The sequence below is a fragment of the Methylobacterium bullatum genome (genome assembly GCF_014845095.1).
Taxonomy (GTDB): Bacteria; Pseudomonadota; Alphaproteobacteria; order Rhizobiales; family Beijerinckiaceae; genus Methylobacterium; species Methylobacterium bullatum.
Window position 1 is genome coordinate 26,006 of the sequence record NZ_NKUG01000072.1, and the last position, 19,018, is coordinate 45,023.

22 protein-coding genes are annotated in these 19,018 nt (G+C 64.6%); all 22 read left to right on the plus strand.

The window, feature by feature from the left end:
- Nucleotides 1-29 precede the first annotated feature (29 nt).
- The 22 genes from MBTS_RS23765 to MBTS_RS11240 all read left to right on the plus strand — a co-directional run bounded on the left by MBTS_RS23765 (nucleotide 30) and on the right by MBTS_RS11240 (nucleotide 18,975).
- The gene (locus tag MBTS_RS23765; protein ID WP_238254173.1) at nucleotides 30-359 is read left to right on the plus strand and encodes a hypothetical protein; all 330 of its coding nucleotides are present in this window, start codon (nucleotides 30-32) and stop codon (nucleotides 357-359) included.
- Nucleotides 360-859: 500 nt separating this feature from the next.
- On the plus strand, nucleotides 860-1,039 hold the full coding sequence (locus MBTS_RS23770; RefSeq protein WP_238254172.1) for a hypothetical protein: 180 nt from the start codon (nucleotides 860-862) through the stop codon (nucleotides 1,037-1,039).
- Complete coding sequence (locus MBTS_RS11145) at nucleotides 1,039-1,365, plus strand: hypothetical protein (RefSeq protein ID WP_192215658.1); 327 nt, start codon at nucleotides 1,039-1,041, stop codon at nucleotides 1,363-1,365. The genes MBTS_RS23770 and MBTS_RS11145 overlap by 1 nt, the downstream gene beginning before the upstream one ends.
- Nucleotides 1,362-1,700 (plus strand): hypothetical protein, encoded by a 339-nt coding sequence (locus MBTS_RS11150; RefSeq protein WP_192215659.1) that lies wholly within the window; start codon nucleotides 1,362-1,364, stop codon nucleotides 1,698-1,700. The genes MBTS_RS11145 and MBTS_RS11150 overlap by 4 nt, the downstream gene beginning before the upstream one ends.
- A 12-nt stretch (nucleotides 1,701-1,712) precedes the next feature.
- Nucleotides 1,713-2,504, plus strand: coding sequence for a hypothetical protein (locus MBTS_RS11155; protein ID WP_192215660.1), 792 nt, complete (start codon nucleotides 1,713-1,715; stop codon nucleotides 2,502-2,504).
- Nucleotides 2,504-3,382 (plus strand): glycine-rich domain-containing protein, encoded by an 879-nt coding sequence (locus tag MBTS_RS11160; protein WP_192215661.1) that lies wholly within the window; start codon nucleotides 2,504-2,506, stop codon nucleotides 3,380-3,382. Before MBTS_RS11155 ends, MBTS_RS11160 begins: the two co-directional genes overlap by 1 nt.
- Before the next feature lie 57 nt (nucleotides 3,383-3,439).
- Complete coding sequence (locus MBTS_RS11165; protein ID WP_192215662.1) at nucleotides 3,440-3,727, plus strand: head-tail connector protein; 288 nt, start codon at nucleotides 3,440-3,442, stop codon at nucleotides 3,725-3,727.
- 23 nt (nucleotides 3,728-3,750) lie between these two features.
- The gene (locus tag MBTS_RS11170) at nucleotides 3,751-4,104 is read left to right on the plus strand and encodes a phage head closure protein (RefSeq protein WP_192215663.1); all 354 of its coding nucleotides are present in this window, start codon (nucleotides 3,751-3,753) and stop codon (nucleotides 4,102-4,104) included.
- Entirely contained in the window at nucleotides 4,104-4,562 is a 459-nt protein-coding gene (locus MBTS_RS11175) for an HK97-gp10 family putative phage morphogenesis protein (RefSeq protein ID WP_192215664.1), read from the plus strand. The genes MBTS_RS11170 and MBTS_RS11175 overlap by 1 nt, the downstream gene beginning before the upstream one ends.
- The gene (locus MBTS_RS11180; RefSeq protein ID WP_192215665.1) at nucleotides 4,555-4,965 is read left to right on the plus strand and encodes a DUF3168 domain-containing protein; all 411 of its coding nucleotides are present in this window, start codon (nucleotides 4,555-4,557) and stop codon (nucleotides 4,963-4,965) included. The genes MBTS_RS11175 and MBTS_RS11180 overlap by 8 nt, the downstream gene beginning before the upstream one ends.
- A 24-nt stretch (nucleotides 4,966-4,989) precedes the next feature.
- The gene (locus MBTS_RS11185) at nucleotides 4,990-5,439 is read left to right on the plus strand and encodes a phage tail tube protein (RefSeq protein ID WP_192215666.1); all 450 of its coding nucleotides are present in this window, start codon (nucleotides 4,990-4,992) and stop codon (nucleotides 5,437-5,439) included.
- The gene (locus MBTS_RS11190; protein ID WP_192215667.1) at nucleotides 5,439-5,873 is read left to right on the plus strand and encodes a gene transfer agent family protein; all 435 of its coding nucleotides are present in this window, start codon (nucleotides 5,439-5,441) and stop codon (nucleotides 5,871-5,873) included. The genes MBTS_RS11185 and MBTS_RS11190 overlap by 1 nt, the downstream gene beginning before the upstream one ends.
- The gene (locus MBTS_RS11195; protein WP_192215668.1) at nucleotides 5,873-6,040 is read left to right on the plus strand and encodes a hypothetical protein; all 168 of its coding nucleotides are present in this window, start codon (nucleotides 5,873-5,875) and stop codon (nucleotides 6,038-6,040) included. The genes MBTS_RS11190 and MBTS_RS11195 overlap by 1 nt, the downstream gene beginning before the upstream one ends.
- Before the next feature lie 414 nt (nucleotides 6,041-6,454).
- Nucleotides 6,455-9,628, plus strand: coding sequence for a phage tail length tape measure family protein (locus MBTS_RS11200; RefSeq protein WP_192215669.1), 3,174 nt, complete (start codon nucleotides 6,455-6,457; stop codon nucleotides 9,626-9,628).
- Between the two features lies 1 nt (nucleotide 9,629).
- Complete coding sequence (locus MBTS_RS11205; protein WP_192215670.1) at nucleotides 9,630-10,205, plus strand: hypothetical protein; 576 nt, start codon at nucleotides 9,630-9,632, stop codon at nucleotides 10,203-10,205.
- A gap of 47 nt (nucleotides 10,206-10,252) precedes the next feature.
- Complete coding sequence (locus MBTS_RS11210) at nucleotides 10,253-10,588, plus strand: DUF6950 family protein (RefSeq protein ID WP_396660869.1); 336 nt, start codon at nucleotides 10,253-10,255, stop codon at nucleotides 10,586-10,588.
- Entirely contained in the window at nucleotides 10,581-13,238 is a 2,658-nt protein-coding gene (locus MBTS_RS11215; RefSeq protein ID WP_192215672.1) for a phage tail protein, read from the plus strand. Before MBTS_RS11210 ends, MBTS_RS11215 begins: the two co-directional genes overlap by 8 nt.
- 44 nt (nucleotides 13,239-13,282) lie before the next feature.
- On the plus strand, nucleotides 13,283-13,933 hold the full coding sequence (locus tag MBTS_RS11220; RefSeq protein ID WP_192215673.1) for a hypothetical protein: 651 nt from the start codon (nucleotides 13,283-13,285) through the stop codon (nucleotides 13,931-13,933).
- 403 nt (nucleotides 13,934-14,336) lie between these two features.
- Entirely contained in the window at nucleotides 14,337-16,532 is a 2,196-nt protein-coding gene (locus MBTS_RS11225; protein WP_192215674.1) for a hypothetical protein, read from the plus strand.
- 110 nt (nucleotides 16,533-16,642) lie between these two features.
- On the plus strand, nucleotides 16,643-16,876 hold the full coding sequence (locus MBTS_RS11230; protein WP_192215675.1) for a hypothetical protein: 234 nt from the start codon (nucleotides 16,643-16,645) through the stop codon (nucleotides 16,874-16,876).
- A 314-nt stretch (nucleotides 16,877-17,190) separates the two neighbouring features.
- Complete coding sequence (locus MBTS_RS11235; protein WP_192215676.1) at nucleotides 17,191-17,466, plus strand: hypothetical protein; 276 nt, start codon at nucleotides 17,191-17,193, stop codon at nucleotides 17,464-17,466.
- A gap of 669 nt (nucleotides 17,467-18,135) precedes the next feature.
- Nucleotides 18,136-18,975: a hypothetical protein gene (locus MBTS_RS11240; RefSeq protein WP_192215677.1), complete on the plus strand. Its 840-nt coding sequence runs from the start codon at nucleotides 18,136-18,138 to the stop codon at nucleotides 18,973-18,975.
- The last annotated feature ends 43 nt before the right edge of the window (nucleotides 18,976-19,018 follow it).

The following is a 19,018-nucleotide window of genomic DNA, read 5'->3' on the forward strand; positions in this document are numbered from 1 at the left end:
CCGTTGGGCCGTCTGTGCCGTTCTTTCGGATGGGCGAGCCGCTAATCATCCCGGTTGGCCCTGACACGGCAGATCAGCCCTTCAAGGTTGCCCTCCCGGCCAACGTCACCTCGTTCCTCTACACGAACAACAACCCCTTCGCGGTTCGTCTGATCGGCACTCGGCAGGGCCGCCCCTTCGCGATCGTGACACCTTCGACCGGATGGCTTTGGATGCCAGGAACGCAGGCGGTTCGTACCTCTGTTCGCCCAGAGTTCGTCTCTGTCATGTCGGTAGACGGTCCCTACGCTTCCACGAGCCCCGATCAGAAGGCGGGCCGCGGCTTCGTCGAGCTCCAATACGGCACGGGGCACAGCTGATGCTCAAGCCGATTGCCGCCTCACTTCTCGCGCTGTCTCTTGCTGCGCCCGTTCTAGCTGGCGGCGTCATCACTTCTCCTCCGCCGGGTCGTGTCGGTCCAATGGGGCCTGCCGGGCCGCAGGGTGAGCCGGGACCGAAGGGAGATAAGGGCGATGCAGGCTTACGTGGTGACGCCGGATCGATTGGATCCGAAGGCCCTCGCGGACTTCAAGGCCCGGTGGGACCAGCAGGTCCTAGAGGGGCCGATGGTTTACCTGGAGCCGTCGGAACGGCTGGACCTAAGGGCGAACCCGGTCCTTCAGGCCCAACGGGTGCTACAGGCGCCACGGGTGCCACCGGGGGAACAGGCCCGCAGGGGCCGACCGGCCCCGCCGGCCCGAAGTCATCCACCTTCGTCTGCAACGCTACAATCGCCGAAACCGTAGCGCTCGCGATCAGCTCGGGCACACGGGTCACGCCCGCGGCCACCTGTGCTGGCGTCCTCGCGACTGACGTGCTCGTGGCCTACCCAACCAGCCTCGCCAGTCTGACGACTGCGCTGGGCGTCTCCAATGGCATCGCCATACACCACGCGATCCCGACGGCGGCCAACACGTTCCGGGCCGTCATCAACGCGCCGGCACTCACGCTCGGCGCCTCCTACTCCATCCCCGTCGCGGTCTATGCGGTGAACCGCTGATGTCTCGTATCGCTCGAAGCAGCCAGCCGCTGTATCAGACCGTCAACCGCCCTGTGTCCTGGCCTGTCGCCCTGAGCGCGCCGGACGGATCAGCGATCAATCTCACTGGCGCCACGGCGCAAGCGGCCCTCGTTTGGGGCAGCACGTCGAAAGATCTGACGGTTTCGCTCTCGGCGGCATCCTCGGGACGCATCCTCCTCACGGGCGCCGCTGCTCTCACTCAGGATCTGCCAGCCGGGCGCCTGGCGGAACTTCAACTCATCGTCACCGACAGCCAGGGCGTCGTCACCGACTACGTCTGGCCTGTCGTTGGAGAGACACCGTGAGCAGCGCGGCTGTCGTCGAACAGGTCGTTGCCACGGCCACCATCACAACGGAGCGCGGGGCCTCTTCGGCCGTCGCCTACCAGCAGGCGGCAACGGCCACTGTTGCTAACGAGCAGGGGCCGGCCGGGCCTCCGGGCTCTGGCATCGGATACGACCACCAGCAGCCCTCGCCCTCAATGCTGTGGACTGTCGCCCACAATCTCGGGGCACGCCCCGGCGTTCAGACCTTCTCCGTCGGCGGCGTGGAGATTGTCGGCGCCGTCCAGCACCTCTCGAATAACGTCTTGTCGATCGCCTTCGTCGTGCCTGTGGCCGGCTACGCGCACGTCATCTGAGGGTTCTAAAGCATGTCTAAGCCTATCCTCTCAGATCAGGATTTCGGCGGCGTCGCCCGTATCCTCAACCTGCCGAACGCCGTCGGCGATCAGGAGCCCGCGACCCTTGCGCAGCTGAAGGCCCAGATCGAAGGGCTGGCCTGGAAGGACTCGGTCCGCGTCTCGACGCAGGGCAACATCAGCATCGCGTCGCCTGGGGCGACAATCGACGGCATCACCATGTCGGCGAATGACCGCGTCCTCGTCCGCGCGCAGACGACGGGTTCCGAGAACGGCATCTACATCTGGAATGGGTCAGCCACGGCTCTGACCCGCTCCCTCGACGCCAACACCAGCGACGAGTTGGAGGGGGCAGTCGTTACCGTGGAGGAAGGCACCTCCGCCGGAGCCACGTATCGGCAGACGTCCGTCAATTTCACCATCGGCTCAGGCGCTGTCGCCTGGACCTCGTTCGGAACTGCGGCAGGCGCTGCGACCGAAGCGACGGCCGGCATCGCCGAGATCGCCACCCAGGCCGAGACGGATGGCGGAACCGATGACCAGCGCATTGTTACCCCGGCAAAGCTGGCCGCGTGGTCCGGCCGCGTTCGCAAGTTCCCCCAGGCCATCGGTGACGGTTCGGCCACCCAGATCGACGTCACGCACAACCTGAACACGCGCGATGTCGTCGTGGAAGTCTTCTACGCCAGCGGCGCCTACGCGACCGTCATCTGCGATGTGAGCCGTCCGACGGTCAACTCGGTGCGCCTGAACTTCGCGGCCGCGCCGGCAGCCAATGCTCTTCGGGTCGTGGTCACCGGCTGATGGATGCCCTTTCTGACGTCCTGAAGGGGGGCGTTTCTGCGTTCCTCTCCATCAACATCCAGATCTTCGACGCCAACGGCACATGGACGAAGCCGGCCGGCGCGGTTCGAGTTCAGGTGTTCGTTCAGGGCGGCGGCGGTGGTGGGTCTTCCGGCGGGCGGCAGGCGTCGGGCACGGTCTCTCGCGGCGGCAATCCTGGCGGTTCCGGCGGCTTCAATTGGGATGAGTTCGACGCGGCTGATTTGCCGGCGACAGCTCAGATATTTGTCGGCACTGGCGGCACTGGCGGTGCTAGCGTCACGACAGACAGCACGGCGGGGACGCAAGGAACAGTAGGAGGCGGCTCAGCTTTTGGCTCGCCATCCTCTTCCTATTATGTGGCTACGACAGGCGGGATTTTCGGCACCGCGACAGGAGTCGGCGCCCATGGCGGCGGTCGCTATGCGCTTACTCTTACAGCGACTGCATCGAGCGCGGCAGGCGGTTCGGGTTCTACTCAGGCCGGACCTTCAGGATACGGTGTTGCGCCGGGTGGCGCGGGCGCTGGGCAGACCACAACTCCAGGCAACTATAACGGCGGCAGATACTACTTTGACTTACGTCCGCAAACCGCCGCCTTCATCGGCGCTGCTGGCGTCGGCTCCACCAAAACCGATGCCGTCGCACCCATAACTCCATTCGCCCTTTCCTATGGTCTTTTCGGCAACGGTGGCCCCGGCGGCTGGTCGAATGTGGACGGCACGGCGGGCGCAGGCGCGAACGGATCGCGTGGCGGCGGCGGTGGCGGCGGTGGCGCTTCCTTGAACGGCAACCCGTCCGGCAAGGGCGGCGATGGCGGCAAGGGTCGCGTCGTCGTGGTTACGACCATTCAGTCATGACCTGCGAAATCCGCATCTGGGAATTCGGGTGAGACATGAGCGTGACAAGGATCTGAAATGCCAGCCTTGATCTCACTGGAGACCGCGAAGCGGCATTTGCTCATCGACTACGATGACCGGGACGAGGACATCCAAGCCAAGGCGGAAGAGGCCACGGACATCGTGGTCGACTACCTGAAGCGTCCCGATCATGGATGGACGTTTGAGACCGTCCCCGGCCGCGTTCGGGCCGCCATCCTGCTTACGCTCGGCGTCATTTACGAGGACCGCGAGGGACAGGTTGATCCCTTGTCGGATGCTGTTCGCTCTCTTCTCCATCGGATGCGCGATCCTGCGCTGGCCTGATCTCCGCCACCAAGGGATAGGGCATGGCAAAGCAATTCGGCGCAGGCGACCTCCGCGAGCGCGTCAAATTCCAGAAACGCGGCGGCACTGAGGACGGCTACGGCAATGAAGTGCCAGGCCAATGGGAAGACCAGTTCATGCGAGCCGCTCACTTCATCATGAAGCCTGGCAGCGAGAGCGTTTTGGCCGCCCGCCTTCAGGGCACTCAGCCCGTGACGATGATCCTGCGCTACGACGATCAGACCCGAACCATCGGAACTGACTGGCGGGCGGTCGATACGCGAGACGGCACCGCATACGCCATCAGGGCATCAGCCGACATGGATCGAAAGCGTCAGTGGTGGTCGCTGGTGTGTGTCGCGGGGGAGGTGGCGTGATGGAGACCAATCGCCTCGTCCGTCAGATCCAATCCATGCCTGAGCGCGTCCGTGCTGCCGTCAAGGACGCTATCGACCAGAACGCTGACGAGCTCGTGGCGCTGCAGAAGCGTTTGGCGCCGCGGAAGACAGGCAGGTTCGCCTCGTCCATTCGTAAAGAGCCAGGCACCAACGAACTTTCCGTTCGCGTTGTAGGCGGCGGCAAGCTGACGACGGTTGCCGCAAATTCGCGGATTAGCAGCGAAGAGGCCGCGTCTGGGGTCGGCGCCTACGATTACTCGGCGGCCCTTGAGTTCGGCACGGAGAATATGGTCGCCAAGCCGAGCTTCTATCCAGGATATCGCTCGCTGAAGAAGCGCATGAAAGCTCGCATCTCTCGCGCCGCGCGCAAGGCCATCGTTGAGGATCAGGCCGTTTCATCCGCCGCTTCACCGCAGAGTGAGGTTTCCGGTGACTGAACCAACCCTCGCATTGCAAGGTGCCATCGTCGCCGCCTTGAAGGGCGCAGCGCCCGTGCGAGCTGTGCTCGGTGAACGCATTTACGACCGCGTCCCTACCGCGGCCGCTAAGCCTTACGTGCGCGTCGGCGAGGACCAGGTTGTCCCCGATCGCGCTGAGTGTTTCGAGCGCAGCGTAGAGATTTACGCCACGCTTCATGTCTGGTCCGCGGCCGTTGGCCGCCCCGAAGCAAAGCGCGCGGTAGGGGCGATTGTAGACGCGCTGGATGGCGCGGACCTCGACCTCGGCACAGACCTTCACCTCGTGCTTATCGAGCACGACAGTACCCGGTTCGTGGACGGAGACGATCCGTTGACCACGCACGGCGTCGTCGTCTTCCGCGCTTTGATCGACGCGGCCTAACCCACCACCTGAGAGGATCACGACATGGCCAAGCCCGTCACCCGGCGGTTCGGAGACCTGCGCGTCTACCTGGACACCAGCACGACCAGCACCCCTACGTTCGAGATGCCGTGCGGCTTCACCGACAAGTCGCTGGAGCTCACCGCAGACGCTTCCGATATCGCGGTTCCGGACTGTGACGATCCCGATGGCGCGATCTGGAATGAGAGGGATATCCGCACCCGCAACGCCCGCGTCACCGGCCAAGGTGTGCTGGCGATGGAAAGCTCGGAGGAATGGCGCTCATTCTTCCTCAACGGCTCCCGCCTCGTCCGCGTCGAGATCAACGCGCCGGCGGCTGACGGCGGCGGCTACTGGCAGGGCAGGGCCGTTCTCACTTCCTGGCGCATCGACGGCACCCTCGGCGACAAGCTCAAGAGCAACGTCGAGATGTCGAACGACGGTGAGTGGGTCTGGACTGCGGCGACCGCATAATGTCGAGCGACGGCAATACGACCCTCGATTGGGCGGACGGCACCTATACGTTCAGGCTCGGCCTGGGCGAGCTTCAGGAGCACGACGAGAAGATCTCGGAAGGGCGCCCGATGGGCTACCCCTCCGGGCCGCTTGCCGTGCTCTCTCGGCTCTGGGACGGAACGTGGAAGATCGCTGACGTTCGAGAGACCATCCGGCTCGGCCTCATCGGTGGCGGGATGCCCCCGGTAGACGCGCTCAAGCTGGTTCGACGCTATGTCGATGACCAGCCTTTGATGGCGAACGTTGGCCTCGCCGTCTTGATCCTCGCGGAAGCGGTCGGCATCGAAAAGCAGGACCCCAACGCGGGAAAGCCCGCGCCCGCGCGGACAAAGGGGCGGAGCCGGAATACGACCGGCTCGACTTCGCGGGCTTCATCGGCTCCGGCCTCGTAATGGGGTTGTCCCCTGGGGACGTACGCAAGCTGTCTCTCTGGCAGCTCAAAGCGGCCATCGACGGGTGGAACAAGGCGCACGGCGGAAAGGAAGGCGCAGAGCTTTCCGACAAGGAAGCCCTGCAGATCGGCGAGATGCTGGACGCGCCCCCGGTCTGGGCGAGCTAGTTGTCCTCGCGACCGTAGAAATCCCAGATCGCTATCGTCTGGTGGGCGGTATCCTCCGGGACCCCTCGGTCCTTGAGGGCATTGATAGCGCGCACTAGGGCCGCGCCCTTCGTTAGTGAAGGTTCCCGCACATCAACGCCTGAGATGCGGGAGAAAGCTTCGTCCAGGTCTCCGGCAGATCTTTGGATCGCGTAGCATCGGAGAACTGCACTCTCGCCCCGTTGGCGGGCGGCAGATCGGTAGCAATCATCCACCGCGATCTTCATTCCGGTTGCCCCGGTCTTCTTCAGGGCATTGCGCGCCACCTGTGCCCCTCGTGCGAACTCCGACTTGTACCTCTGGGTACTCGCGGTCTGCTCCGCCAAGGCAGGCGATGCGCACAGCGCGGCGCACACCAAGAGTAAGATCTTCCGCATGGCCACTGACCTCGAACGGCTTGTCGTCTCGCTAGACGCCGACATCACGAAACTGACCCGCCAGCTCAAGCGGGCCGGTGTCGAGATAGACGATTTCGGCAAGGACGCCACGCGCAAAGCGAAGCGGGCCGCAGACGACGTTTCCAGCAACCTAGGAAAGATCAACGACAACGCGCGCCTTTCGAGCACCCAGACCCAGCAGCTTGGGTTTCAGCTTAACGACATCGCCACCTCTCTCGGCTCGGGGTCGTCGCCGTTCCAGGTGCTCGCGCAGCAGGGCGGGCAGGTCTATCAAGCCCTGTCGATGAACGGCGGCATCGGCCAGGGCCTCCAGGGGGTCAAGACCGGGCTCCTCGAACTGGCGACGCCTACTCGCTTGGCTCTGGCCGGTTTCGGCACCCTCGCCGCTGGTGCGATTTTTGCCGGCTATCAGTATGCCGCGGCACAGGACGACATCAAAAAGGGCCTTCAGGGAATCGGGGCCGCCTCCGGGGCGACGGTAAACGACATCAATCAGATCGCTGAGCGGATCTCTGCAGCTAAGTCGATCTCGATCAACGCCGCTCGCGATATCGCTACCGCCATCGCAGCGACGGGCAAGGTCGGCGCCGGTAACATCGAGGGCGTGGCAGGTCTCGCCCCAGGCTTCGCGCGTCTTATGGGCACCGACCTTCAGACGGCAGGCGCCGAACTCGCCGGCATTTTTGCCGAGCCCATCGCTGGCGCGGACACCTTCATCAAAAAGCTCGGCGGCATCAACGACCAGACCCGCGAGCTAATCAAAAACCTGACAGAGCAAGGAAACCGTCAGCAGGCTATCATCGTGTTGCAGAACGCGGTGCAGCCCGTGCTTGACGCGGCGCAAGACGGTCGAAGCCCAGGCCGAAAGCTGCTCGACACGATCGTTCAGCGTGGATCGCAGGCGCTGGATTATACCGGCCGCGTCGCTGCGGCTACGGTCAATCCGGAGGGTACGGAGGAAGACCAGCTTCGCACCGCCCAGCGACAGCTTGAGTTGGCAAAACAAGTTAAGGCGGCGCTGCCCAGCCTGTTCGGCGGAGACGACTCGCTCGCGAACACGGCGCTCGACGCCATGCAGCAGCAGGTTGACCAGCTGACCAGGAAGCTCGAAGCGGCAGGCGTTGCCCGTAAGAAGCTTACCGATGACATCAACGGCGCCGAGGCTACCCGAAATGCGGGGCCAATCGTCCGCTCGCTTGATCCTGCCGGATCTCAGCTGGAAAAGGCTCAGAACGACCTTGAGAGCCTAGGTCGCAGCATCGCGACGCTCAACCTCGACCCGAGCAACGCGAACTCCAGCGAACTCGACAAATACGTCACCAAGTACGGGGAGTTGAAGACCCGCGTCGACCTCCTCAAGGATGCATACGACAAGGGCGGGGCATCGGCGCGCGCGGCTTTGGTCGCGGCTGATTATGCGACCAATACGGCCGGACTTTCCAGCTACGAGCGCGGACTGCGCGCCATCGTTCAGCAGTATCAGGAGATGGCTCGCGCAGCTCGTGAGGCTGGCAATGAAGGGCAGGCTAGGGGCTTTGAGGCCGCTGGCATGCGAGCGCAGGATGCATACCGGGCACAAAACGTTGAACGTGCTCGCGGCGAGATCGCAGTGCCGCAAGAGTTCTTCAACGTCATCCGCGCCGCGGAGTCGGGCACGAACGATAACGCTGTGAGTTCTACGGGCGCTGTCGGCCGCTATCAGTTCATCAAGAGCACATGGCTCGAACTTTTTCAGCAAGTGAAATCGTCCCGCTACGCCGAGATCCAAAAGGCGAATACAGGCGCAGACGGGAATGTAGACGCAGCCGCAGTCAATGCGGCGGTGCTCGCGTTGCGGAATGACCCCGCCTTACAAGAGGAGCTTGTTCGCGTATTTACGCAGCGGAATGCCGCCGCTCTTGATCGGCAGGGCTTCGCGCCAACATCGCGCAATCTTTACGCGGCGCACAATATCGGTACAGGCGGCGCGGCCGCTCTACTTCGGGCTGAGCGTGAGGGTCGCGGCGGCGAAACCGCGCAAAGCGTGCTCGACCCGATCGACAAGCGGCTAACCTCCGCGAATAGCGCCTATTACGGAAGCGGCAAGACCGTAACCGAGTCGTTGGCGATCCTCGAAAAGAAGACCCAGGCGAACGGCGCCAGCGCGCGCGCGGCCAAGGAAGACGTGATCGCAACGGACGCGCAAACGGCCGCGATGGGCCGTAGTGCCACCGAAGCGGCCCGGCTGAAGTCCATCAACGACGACCTCCGTTCGGCGCGTGAGAATGGCGAGGCGGTTGGGCTGCGGTTCAAAAATGCTGAAGAGCTTCTAAAGGCCTCCTCGGCTGGGCTTACCGGCGAGTTGAAGTCGCAGACGGACCAGATCAAAGCCAATGCGGATGCCCGTGAGCGCGCCGTCGCCGCGCAGCTCAATACGCGCTTTCAACAAGATCAGACTGCCGCGCGAGAGGCCCTTGGGCGGACCTATGAGGAGCAGGCGGCCTATACAGGCGCGAAGGCGTATGGGACGCCGGGCTCTGAGGAGTTCAAAAACGCCAAGGCCGGCATTGAGGAGATCCAGGGCCTCACGACCGCAAAGAACTACACCGGTTCGTTCCTTAAGGATCTGAACTACGATCTGATGCAAGCCAAGAGCTTTGGCGATGCGGCGCTTGGCTCGCTTCAGCGCCTGCTGTCGAAGGCCGGAGACGCCGCGCTCGACAAGCTCGTTTCCAGCCTGTTCGCGCCAGGCGGCGGCGGGGCAAGCCTGTTCGCGGGAGTGACCAAGTTCTTTACGGGCGGCTTTGCGGCTGGCGGCTATACCGGCGACGGTGCCCGCAACGACCCGGCCGGCGTCGTGCATAAAGGCGAGTACGTCTTCGACAAGGCGACGACCTCGCGCCTTGGCGTCGGCACGTTGGAAGCTATCCGGCGCGGTATGCCTGCCTACGCGGCTGGCGGCTTCGTTGGGGCGTTGCCGTCGATCTCGACTGCGCGACCAGCCTCGTCAGGCTCCTCCCGCCCTTCAGTCCGCATGGGCGACACGATCATTGACGCGCGCGGTGCGGACTCCGGCGTGGAGCAGCGTCTGGCCGCCCTCGTCGCGGCCCAGGCCGCAGAGAGCCGGCGGACCATCGGCCAGCAGCTCTCGAACTGGAAAGAGGACAACTGACGTGCCGCGTATGCCAGAGACGCTGGCGGCCCTCCAGCGTGGCCAGACCGTGCGTGTTGCCCGCCTCGTCCAACTCGACTTCGCCACGCAAACGAAGCTCCTCCACCAGGGCGCCGGCCCGCTCCGCACGGCGGACGGGCGCATCTGGAGCGGCATCGGGGAACTTGGTCAGATCTCGGACATCGATCGCGCCGTAGTCCCTACCGGTGGATCTCCGACGCTGACGCTATCGGGTGTTGAACCAGATCTCATCGCTAAGACCCTTGCGGCCTCTGCCGAGGTGAAGGGCCGTCCCGTTCGGATCTACGATCAGCACTACACCGAGACGGGCGGGAACATCGTCCTCGCCGACGTCCCGCTCGCAATCTACTCCGGCCTCATGGACCGGATCTCCATCGCCGATCAGGGCGCCACGGCGACCATTTCCGTCGTGACCGTGACGCTCCTCTACAACCGGCGCCGGCCTGCTTTCGGCTACCTGAACCCCGCCTCGCAGGAGCGCCTTCATCCTGGGGATGGTGGATGCCGTCAGATCGCGCGCCTGACGCAGGCAAACGAGAAGTTCCCGACCTACTGAAGCACGTCCATGCCGGCATGGAGGCGCCCTTCGACCGGGCTGCCGGCATGGATTGCTGCATGTTCGTCGCGGACTGGGTCGAAGCCTGCTCCGGCACCGACCCGGCCGCTCATCTCCGGGGCACCTACACCGGCCCGTTCGGCGCCGCCCGCCAGATTGCCCGCTACGGCGACTTCGAGACCATGTGGCGGGTCTGCATGTCGGCCGCCGGCTTCAACACCACCATGGCCCCGCAGCCCGGCGATGTCGCCGTGGTGCTCGACGCCGCCGGCAACACCGTCTCCGCCATCCGCTTCGCCCGGGCGTGGGCCGCGAAGTCTGAGACCGGCGTCGTGATCGAGGATTTCCGCATGATCGTCGCCTGGAGCATCCCGCGTGGTTGAAGCGATCGGTCTGGCGATCATCTCGGCGTTCACGACTTCGGCCGCGCTCGCCTCTGCCATCGCGACGACCACCGTGCTCGGCGTGTCCATCGGAACGATCGTCGGCACCGCCGTCGTTCTTGGCGGCTCCCTGCTTGTCTCCGCTCTCACGACGCCCGACACCCGCCAGAAGGTCCAAGCGCAGCAATTCTCGACGCGCCAATCCCTGCCAGCTCGGCGTCGCGTCTACGGCCGGACGAAGCTCGCTGGCCCGAAGCTGGAGTGGAAGGGCTACAACGGCTGCTTCGTCAACGCGCTCTATCACTGCGAAGGCCCGATCGGGGGCTACGACGAGTTCTGGTTCGAGGACAAGAAGTCCGCCCTGCCAACCGGCTCGCTCGGTGGCTTCACAGGCATCGCCCCCTGGCAGCAATACGTCTCGGTCGAAGCTCATCTCGGCACCGAGGACCAGATTGCGTCGAATGTCCTGACGACCCGCCTTCCGTGGTGGACGGCGAACGACCGCCTGGCTGGCTGCGCCTACACCGTGGCGTTCCACGCCCCGCCTGCGGAGAAGGACTTCAAGAAGTTCTATCCGAGCGGGACGTGGCCAGAGCACCGCGTCGTTCTGCGCGGATCTGTCGTGCGCAACGTCAACGACCCCGCGCAGACGTCGAACCCGGCAACGTGGCAGTGGTCGGAAACCCCGGCCCTCTGCATCCGGGATCACCTCACGCATCAGCTTTGGGGCATGAAGGTGCCGGAGAGCTTGATCGACGACGTGTCGTTCGGAGCAAAGGCCTTCACCGACTCCGCTCCGGTGACCAGGAAAGATGGCGCTGTCATCGCGCGCTACGCTCTCGGCGGCGCCTTCGACCTGACCGAGGAGCCGGCCGACGTGCTCCAGGGCATGCTTAACGCCTGCGATGGCCGCCTCTTCCTGACCGTAGACGGCAAGATCGGCATCAGCGGCGGCACCTACGTCGCTCCCGAGGTGACGCTACGCGACCCGCAAATCATCTCCGTCACGGTCGAGAAGGGCTCGAAGAAGCGGGCCAGCTTCAATCGGATGAAGATCAGCTACGTCTCCCCGCGGCACGACTACCAGGTCATCGAGGGCGACCCGTGGGAGGATTACGACGCGCAGTCCGAGGCCGGGGAGATCCTGGAGACCGACTTCGCTCGCCCCTGGGTCCAGGACCACAACCAGCTTCGCCGCCTCGCCAAGATCTTCTGCGCCAAGGGCAATCCAGAATGGCGCATCACCGGCATGGTCACGGATCGCTCGGGGCTGCCGGCGCTGTTCGAAGACATCATCCGCCTCGTCCTGCCCCGGTACGGAATCGATGCCGTATTCACCGTGGACCGGGCAGTTGCTTCGGCCGACGGGTCCACCTGTACCTTCGATATGACCTCGCTTGATCCGACCTGCTACGACTTCAACGCGGCGACGGAAGAGGGCATTACTCCGGCCTTACCGAACGAAAGCACGGGCGCCGAGCCCCTCGCGCCGCCAGTTGGGCTTCTCGCCTACATCGAGCGCCGCGCCGTGGGCGGGAACGTCAACGCGGCCTTCCTCGTCCTCACGGCGAGCCCGCCCAGCCGCCTCGACTTGTCGCTGATCGGACGCTACCGCAGGGTCGGCACCACGGACTGGATCGACATGCGCGCGGACAGCGATAGCCGCTCCCGCGTCGTATCCGACGTCCTGGCGGATGGCGCAGAATATGAGCCGCAGGGTGCGCTTGCCGGCTACGATCGCGCTGCGCAAAGCGTCTGGCTCGGCACGAACCCGATCACCATCATTGCGACGTCGGACAACGTCGCCCCCTCCGCGCCGACCTACACCTCCGCAACGCTGAGCGGGACGACGGTCAACCACGCGGTCAAGCAGTCGTCCTCGGCCAATGCCCGCAACATTCGACTGTCTCGCGTCAACGGCTTCGGGAAGGTGTTTGCGGATGCCGCCCTTTCCGTCACGGAGGCGCTGAGCCCGAACCAGACCGACACGCTCACCGACACGATCTCGCTCGGCTACATCAACTGGTGGCTAACGGCACAGAACGCTTCCGGCGTATCGAGCCCGGCCAGCGATCCCAAGTCGCTGCTCTACGTCACGCAGCCCGGCGCAAAGAACTCGTTCCCGAACGATCTCACCAACGCCGAGTGGGTCAAAACAGGCTCAACCGCGACGCTGAGCGGGGCCGGGCCGGATGGCAACGCGGCCACGATGATCGCGGAGACCGCGACCACCGGAACCCATATCGTTTCCTACAAGTCCACGACCTTCGTTTCGGGCGCAAAGGTCCGCGCCGTCTGGGGACTGAAGGCCGCTGGTCGGACTGCTGGCCGGATCGACCTGCTCAACAGTGCCGGTACCGGAAATGGCGATTACGTCCGTACCGTCTTCGACCTGACGGCCGGCACCGTGACCGTGGGCACTCCTAATGGAGCGACCTTCAGCGGTGTGACAGCTACGATCCAGCGGGTATCGGCCGACTTCTGGCTGATCGTCATTACCGCCGACACGTCCGCCTCCTCCGGCACGGGTGGTGTCATAGCGATTGAGGATCGTCTGAACCTCGGCTCAGGCGGCGCGGTCATTTCCTATGCCGGCGATACTACCAAGGGCCTTCTCGCCTGGGCCTGCTCTCTTGCTCCGGTGACCTGATGGCAGATCGGCAGTGGCCTCCAGTGCTTCGCTATTCGGAGGCGATGTTTCAGATCCTCGGATCGTCGCGCTCGGGCGGGCAGACCATTTCGGGGCAGGAGCAAGTCGTCATCTCGCCTGCGGGACGGTGGAAGGCAACGGTCACGATTCCGATCACCGACCGACGTTATGGCCCCCTTGAGCGGCAGGACGCCGTTCTCGCCTTCCGGTGGATCGTCAGCGGCGGGCGGGCAGCGACCATCATGGTCCCCCATCGTGACGGAAGGGGGCCTGCCCACCGCGCTCGAATCGTTCCTTGCGGCGGAAGCGTCCCGCATTCGGACGGGACACCACATTCGGACGACACCGAGTACGCGCAGGAATTCACGGGCGCCGTGCTGAACGCTGTCGCGGCGATGAACGCCACGCAGATTACTGTAACCCTCGCTACGGGTTTGAGGATGCTGCCCGGCATGCGCTTCTCGCTGCCGGATGGGCGGATGCACGAAATCGCGGACATCGTCGGGTTCAATGGCGCCAACCTATGGACCGTGATCATCGGCCCGTGGCTTCGGGCGGATTACCCCGCTGGAACGCCACTGAATTTCGACCGTGCGGTTTGCCGGATGCGCCTCGCGACGGATGAGGGCGCGGCTCTTTCGCTGTCGCTTAACAGGTTCGGCACGCCCTCCCTTGAGTTCGTCGAAGCCTTCTGAGGCTCACGTTCTCCTTTAATTCCCTCCGGATCGTAGGAAATGAACGATGGCGCCTCCTAAGGTAGCTGCGCAGGTCTGGCGCGACCTAAGCGACCCGCTCAATCCGCTACTTGGAGCTTACAGGCCAGAGAAAGCCGAAATCCGGGTCTGGGCCGGCTGGGTCGAAAGCAGCTTCACGTCCGCAGAAGGCAGGCTGACGACCCTCGAAACCCTCGCCAACATCCCGAACGGGTCAACGCTGGTTGCAGACGTCGCCGCTGCGAAGGCGCTGACGCGCGTGTCCTCGTCTTATCGGCCAGCCGATGTTCTTGCGAGCTGGACCGCCAACACAACGCTCAGCGCTTCCGCAGCGCCACTGATTGTAGGGGGGAACTATTCGCTCGTTACAGGCGCTGACGGGCAGGTGCTTCAGATCGCGGGCGGCGCGACCTATGGAGTAGGTCCGATCTATGCCGATGAGATCGTGGCCGGCGAGGTATATGACTACATCTTCCCGATCCAGCGCATGGTCGACGGATCGAACGCCGCGCTCCTCGGCCGGCTTTCCGTCTTCGATGCCGCCGACGTCAATCTTGGGCAGCTGACCATCCTGAGCCGCAGCCCGACCGTCGCGGACGGGTTCAAGCGCGAGGTGGTCCGCGTTCTCGCGAATACCGTCCTAGCAGCGTTTCCGACCGCTGTTCGCGCCAAGCCCTATCTCAGCGCCGGCTCGACGAACGGAACGATGCGGATTTCCATGATCCGCCGGAAGACCATCGAGGGCGCGCTCCCGAATCAGGACTACAACCACGACAACGTCACCGGCGAGAGCACGCCGGCTCCGGCGATGAATCAGATCGCCGTCAAGTTCGCTCTTGGGCAGTCGCTGACCGGCGGCGTGAACAACAATTCCTCCGACCCGATCATTTCCGCCACCCCGCGGTGGCCTGGCCTTGCCTTGACGGTGGAGCCCAAGACCCTGCCCAACAGCGGCCCGCGACTGCGCACGACGCCGTCCGACACCATCGTCGATCTCGTGGAGCGGGTGGAGGGGTCCGGGCGGGAGACCCCCCTTTCGGGCTGGGCCAACCACTACCTCGACGCGATCGAGCCGTTCACGACACCGCAGTTCACCATGGCGGTGAGCGGCGGCACGGTCGTGTCCGCTACGCTCAAGCGGCGCTACTTCGGCTTCGACGGCTTGCCGACGATCACCATCGACAACACGGGGACGGGCGGGACCGGCGTCGTCATCCGCCCGGTCGTTTCGTCCGTGGAGACCGGTGGTGAGCTCACGCTGCAGGTCGATGATGGCGGCAGCGGCTACACCACGGCGCCGAAGGGATCGGTGTCCGCGATCAAGTGGGGAACCTCCCTGCCAAAGAGCATCTACTTCACGTCGTTTCTGCTCGGCGCGAAGTATCTTCAGCTCAAGAAGGGATCGGTTCGCCAGGACTGGATCGACAATGCCCTGCGCGGCGCCAAGGCTGCAGCTGCGGCCATCGGGGCGAGCATCGTCAACCCGTGCTGGCTGCTCATGGTCGGCAACTCGGAGAGCGTCGCCGGGCTGGACCACACCGCGAACGATATGGTCGCGCAGGTTCTACAGATCCAGCGGGACCGTGCCGACGCGACCAAGGCCATCACCGGGCAGACTCTAGAGCCGGTGATGATCATCGACCCGGCCCCCACGAACCACCCTGACTTCGATCAGTGGAACCAGCCCTACGTTCGCGCGATGCAGCGGCTCGCCACCTATCCGAACATCCGCATCACGGGTGGCACCTATCACTACCCGGCGAGCGATGCCTCGCATAAGACGAACGCTGGCTACAACCGTCTGGGCCAGCAGGTCTCCCGTGTCGACCACGCCGAGAGCAACCAGTGCGGCTGGACGCATTTGCATCCGATCTTCGAGCGCTCGCGCCGCACCAGCCCGACCACGCTGGAGATCGAGTTCGCGATGCCGCCGCCACCTCGGCCGCTCATGGCGCATCCAAAGCTCGTCATCGACTTGTCGGATGCTGAGGTGAAGCTCGATGGCATCCAAGGCTATGCCGGCATGGCCCTACGCTCGGTCCGTGAGGGGCGGGTGCTGCCGATCAGCAGCATGGTCGTCGCCCCGAACGGCCGGAAGCTCATCATCACGCACGGCCTGTCCAATGTGGCCGTGACGGCGGCCAACGTCTCCGCGCCGGGCAACCTCTTCAACGTGTCGCCGCGCATCGGCTGGGAGACCGGCGCGCTGGTGCGGATCTCGAACTCTGGCGGGACGCTGCCGGGCGGCCTCTCAGCTGGCACGGACTATTACGTGGTTCGTACCGCGACGGCTCAGATCAAGCTCGCCACCAGCCTCGCCAGCGCGCTCGCCGGGACGGTCGTCACCCTGAGTTCGGCCGGGACGGGTACGCACACCCTCACGGCGGATGGGACGCTCCTCGGCGATGGAGCTATCCAGGCCGTCTACGCCACCAAGCGCAACGACGGAAACACGAACGACGACGGGCCGGTGCTCGGTCAGCGTGGCTGTCTACATGACGACCTCTATGCGCCGAACCTGGAGGACGGATATCTGTCCTGCAATTGGTGCGTCTCGTTCGATGGGATTGTGGTCGCGTAATTGAGCCTTTCGCGTCTCTGTCCGAATGCGTACTGAGACGCGAGGGCCTTGCAAAAATAAACGCCTAGATCGTAGGGTGTGTGCATCATTTTGCCGGTTGAAGGCCAAGAATGTCCGCACCTCAGGTCCATGTCCGCGTCGGTGAAACGGAAATTTTTGTGGACTTCGGGGATGGCTCCTGCTCCCCGCCGAACAAGGCGGAACGGGATGTGGCGCGCAAAGCGTTGCTTGCCGCTCTGGAGCTTCTGGACAGCCCGGCGATGGACGAGGTTGCCGCGGCTCCCGGTCCGGTCGGCGACACCTTCAAGCCGAAGCGGCGGCCGAAGTTGTCGGTGGTGAAGTAGGGGACAGAGCTATGGGCTGGCAATCAATAGACGGCGCGCCGCGCGATGGAACGTGGGTCTTGGTCCGGGGCGGTAAACCGTCCTGGGAAGAGGGGTACGGCGACGATCCCGCCGACCCTCCTCCCGCCGTGGTCGCAAAGTGGGTGCCCGAGCGAGAACGTGAGTTCCGCGAGCCCCCCGACGAAACCCGCGAAGAGTACGATGACTACCTGCGCACGGTAGGCTCTTGGTACTTCGCGGCCTGGGACAGCGCGCTCCGTAGTGATTATGCTGATCCAACGGAATGGATGCCGTTGCCGGAGTAGGAGGCTGCAATGGTTGCCGCGAACGACCGCCCCAAAATCCTGAAGATCACCGATACCATCCTGTACACGAGTGATGGCGGACAGCCGTCTCAGTGGGTTGCGAAACTGCTCGACCCCCAGAGCGATTACATTCCCCAGAGCATGCGGCTGTCGTCGGAGAACCACACAGTCGCGCAAGTGAGAGGGAACGACATGCGGGTCTTCGTGCGGCGGACCTATGAGATCAAGCCGCCTGCGGCGGACGCTGCGGTCAAGACGAGCGATTGGCTGCCGCCTAGGGGTTAGAGGGACGAGACTGCCATGTCATCGGAAAGCTTCGTAGTCATTGCCGGGCTTCTGATCCGGTGGCAGCTCATCAGCATGTTCAAAGAAGCCGCTCTTCAGAACGGGTTGAGTTGCAGCCACGAAAGGGCAGGCCCTACCATCCGGTTTACAATCTCCGGCGAGCCACGCTCAGTCTCGATATTCATCTCGGTCGCTAAGCGGTGGATCAGTCGGTTCGCGGACTGACACGCACCCCAGTCGGACCCTAAGGCCGGCGGGAGGGGGAAGGTCAATGTGGGCCGGGCGCTAATCCGGCCGGCCCACCGAGGCAAGCGGTAGGCGCGGAGGGTCGTTTCGTCCCGGCGCCTGCCTTGCTGCTGCGCCGGTCTACTCCTAGCCGCGCGTGATAGCCCACGCCGCCGCACTGATCTGCGGACGATAGCACACCTCGTGCCCTGAGGAATCCCCTCCCGAGCCGGCCGGTCGCCGCGCAACCCCTACATCGCGAGAACTGCAATGGGCCGCGCCCTGCTCGCGATCGCTCTCCTATGCGCGCTGGCGTCACCAGCCATGGCCGCTCGTCATCGCCCGGTCTGCGTGGCCGTCGACATCGAGGGCATCCCGTCCCTCGTCTGCTCCCGGCCGACCCGGCGGCGCTGATGCTTCCTCCGAAACTGTGAGACCAGAACCATGGCCGCAAGCCTGAACCGGGCCGCGTTCTTCGCGTCCGCGCGCAAACTCGTGTTCGGAGGCGCCCTGACGCAAGGGCAGGTTTCCGGCATGGAAGCCATTCTCGACGCGTGTCCGCCCGATCTCGACAGCGACGCGCTGGCGTACTGCTTGGCGACCAGTCTGCATGAGACCGCGCGGACCATGCTCCCGATCAAGGAGTACGGCGGCTCGGCCTACTACACGAAGATGTACGACATCGCCGGAAGCCGGCCGGCGGTCGCCAAAGCGCTCGGCAACACGGTCCCTGGTGACGGTGCCAAGTTCGCGGGCCGCGGCTACGTCCAGCTCACGGGGCGGGCTAACTATCGGCGCGCGACCGGCGAGCTCCAGAACCGCGGCTACCTCACCCGCTCGCAGGATCTGACGCAGACGCCTGACAGCGCCATGGTGCCGGACATCGCCGCAGCGATCATGTTCATCGGCATGCAGGAAGGATGGTTCACCGGCCGCAAGCTCTCGGACTATTTCGGCCCGACCAAGAGCATCCCGGTCGGCGCCCGCGCCATCATCAACGGCACCGACAAGGCCTCCATCATCGCCGGCTACTTCCGGGGCTTCCAGACTGCCTTGCTGGCCGCTGGACACCTTCCTGGCGGCGTGGTGGCGACTGTGCCTGTCCCGCCCGTCAGCGGCGCTCCCATGGTGCCGCCCGCATCCCCCGGCCCCCTCGTCCAGCCCGCGCCTCGGAACAGTGGCGTGCTGCCGGCTCCGAAGCCACTGCCGGAGCCCGTCTACGACGTGAAGCCCTCGTGGGGCTCGCGGCTCGCGTCCTGGCTGATGCGGCCCTGGTTCGGGTGAGGGACACCCAAGGCGCTTGATTGAATCACGAACTCGGCCCGAT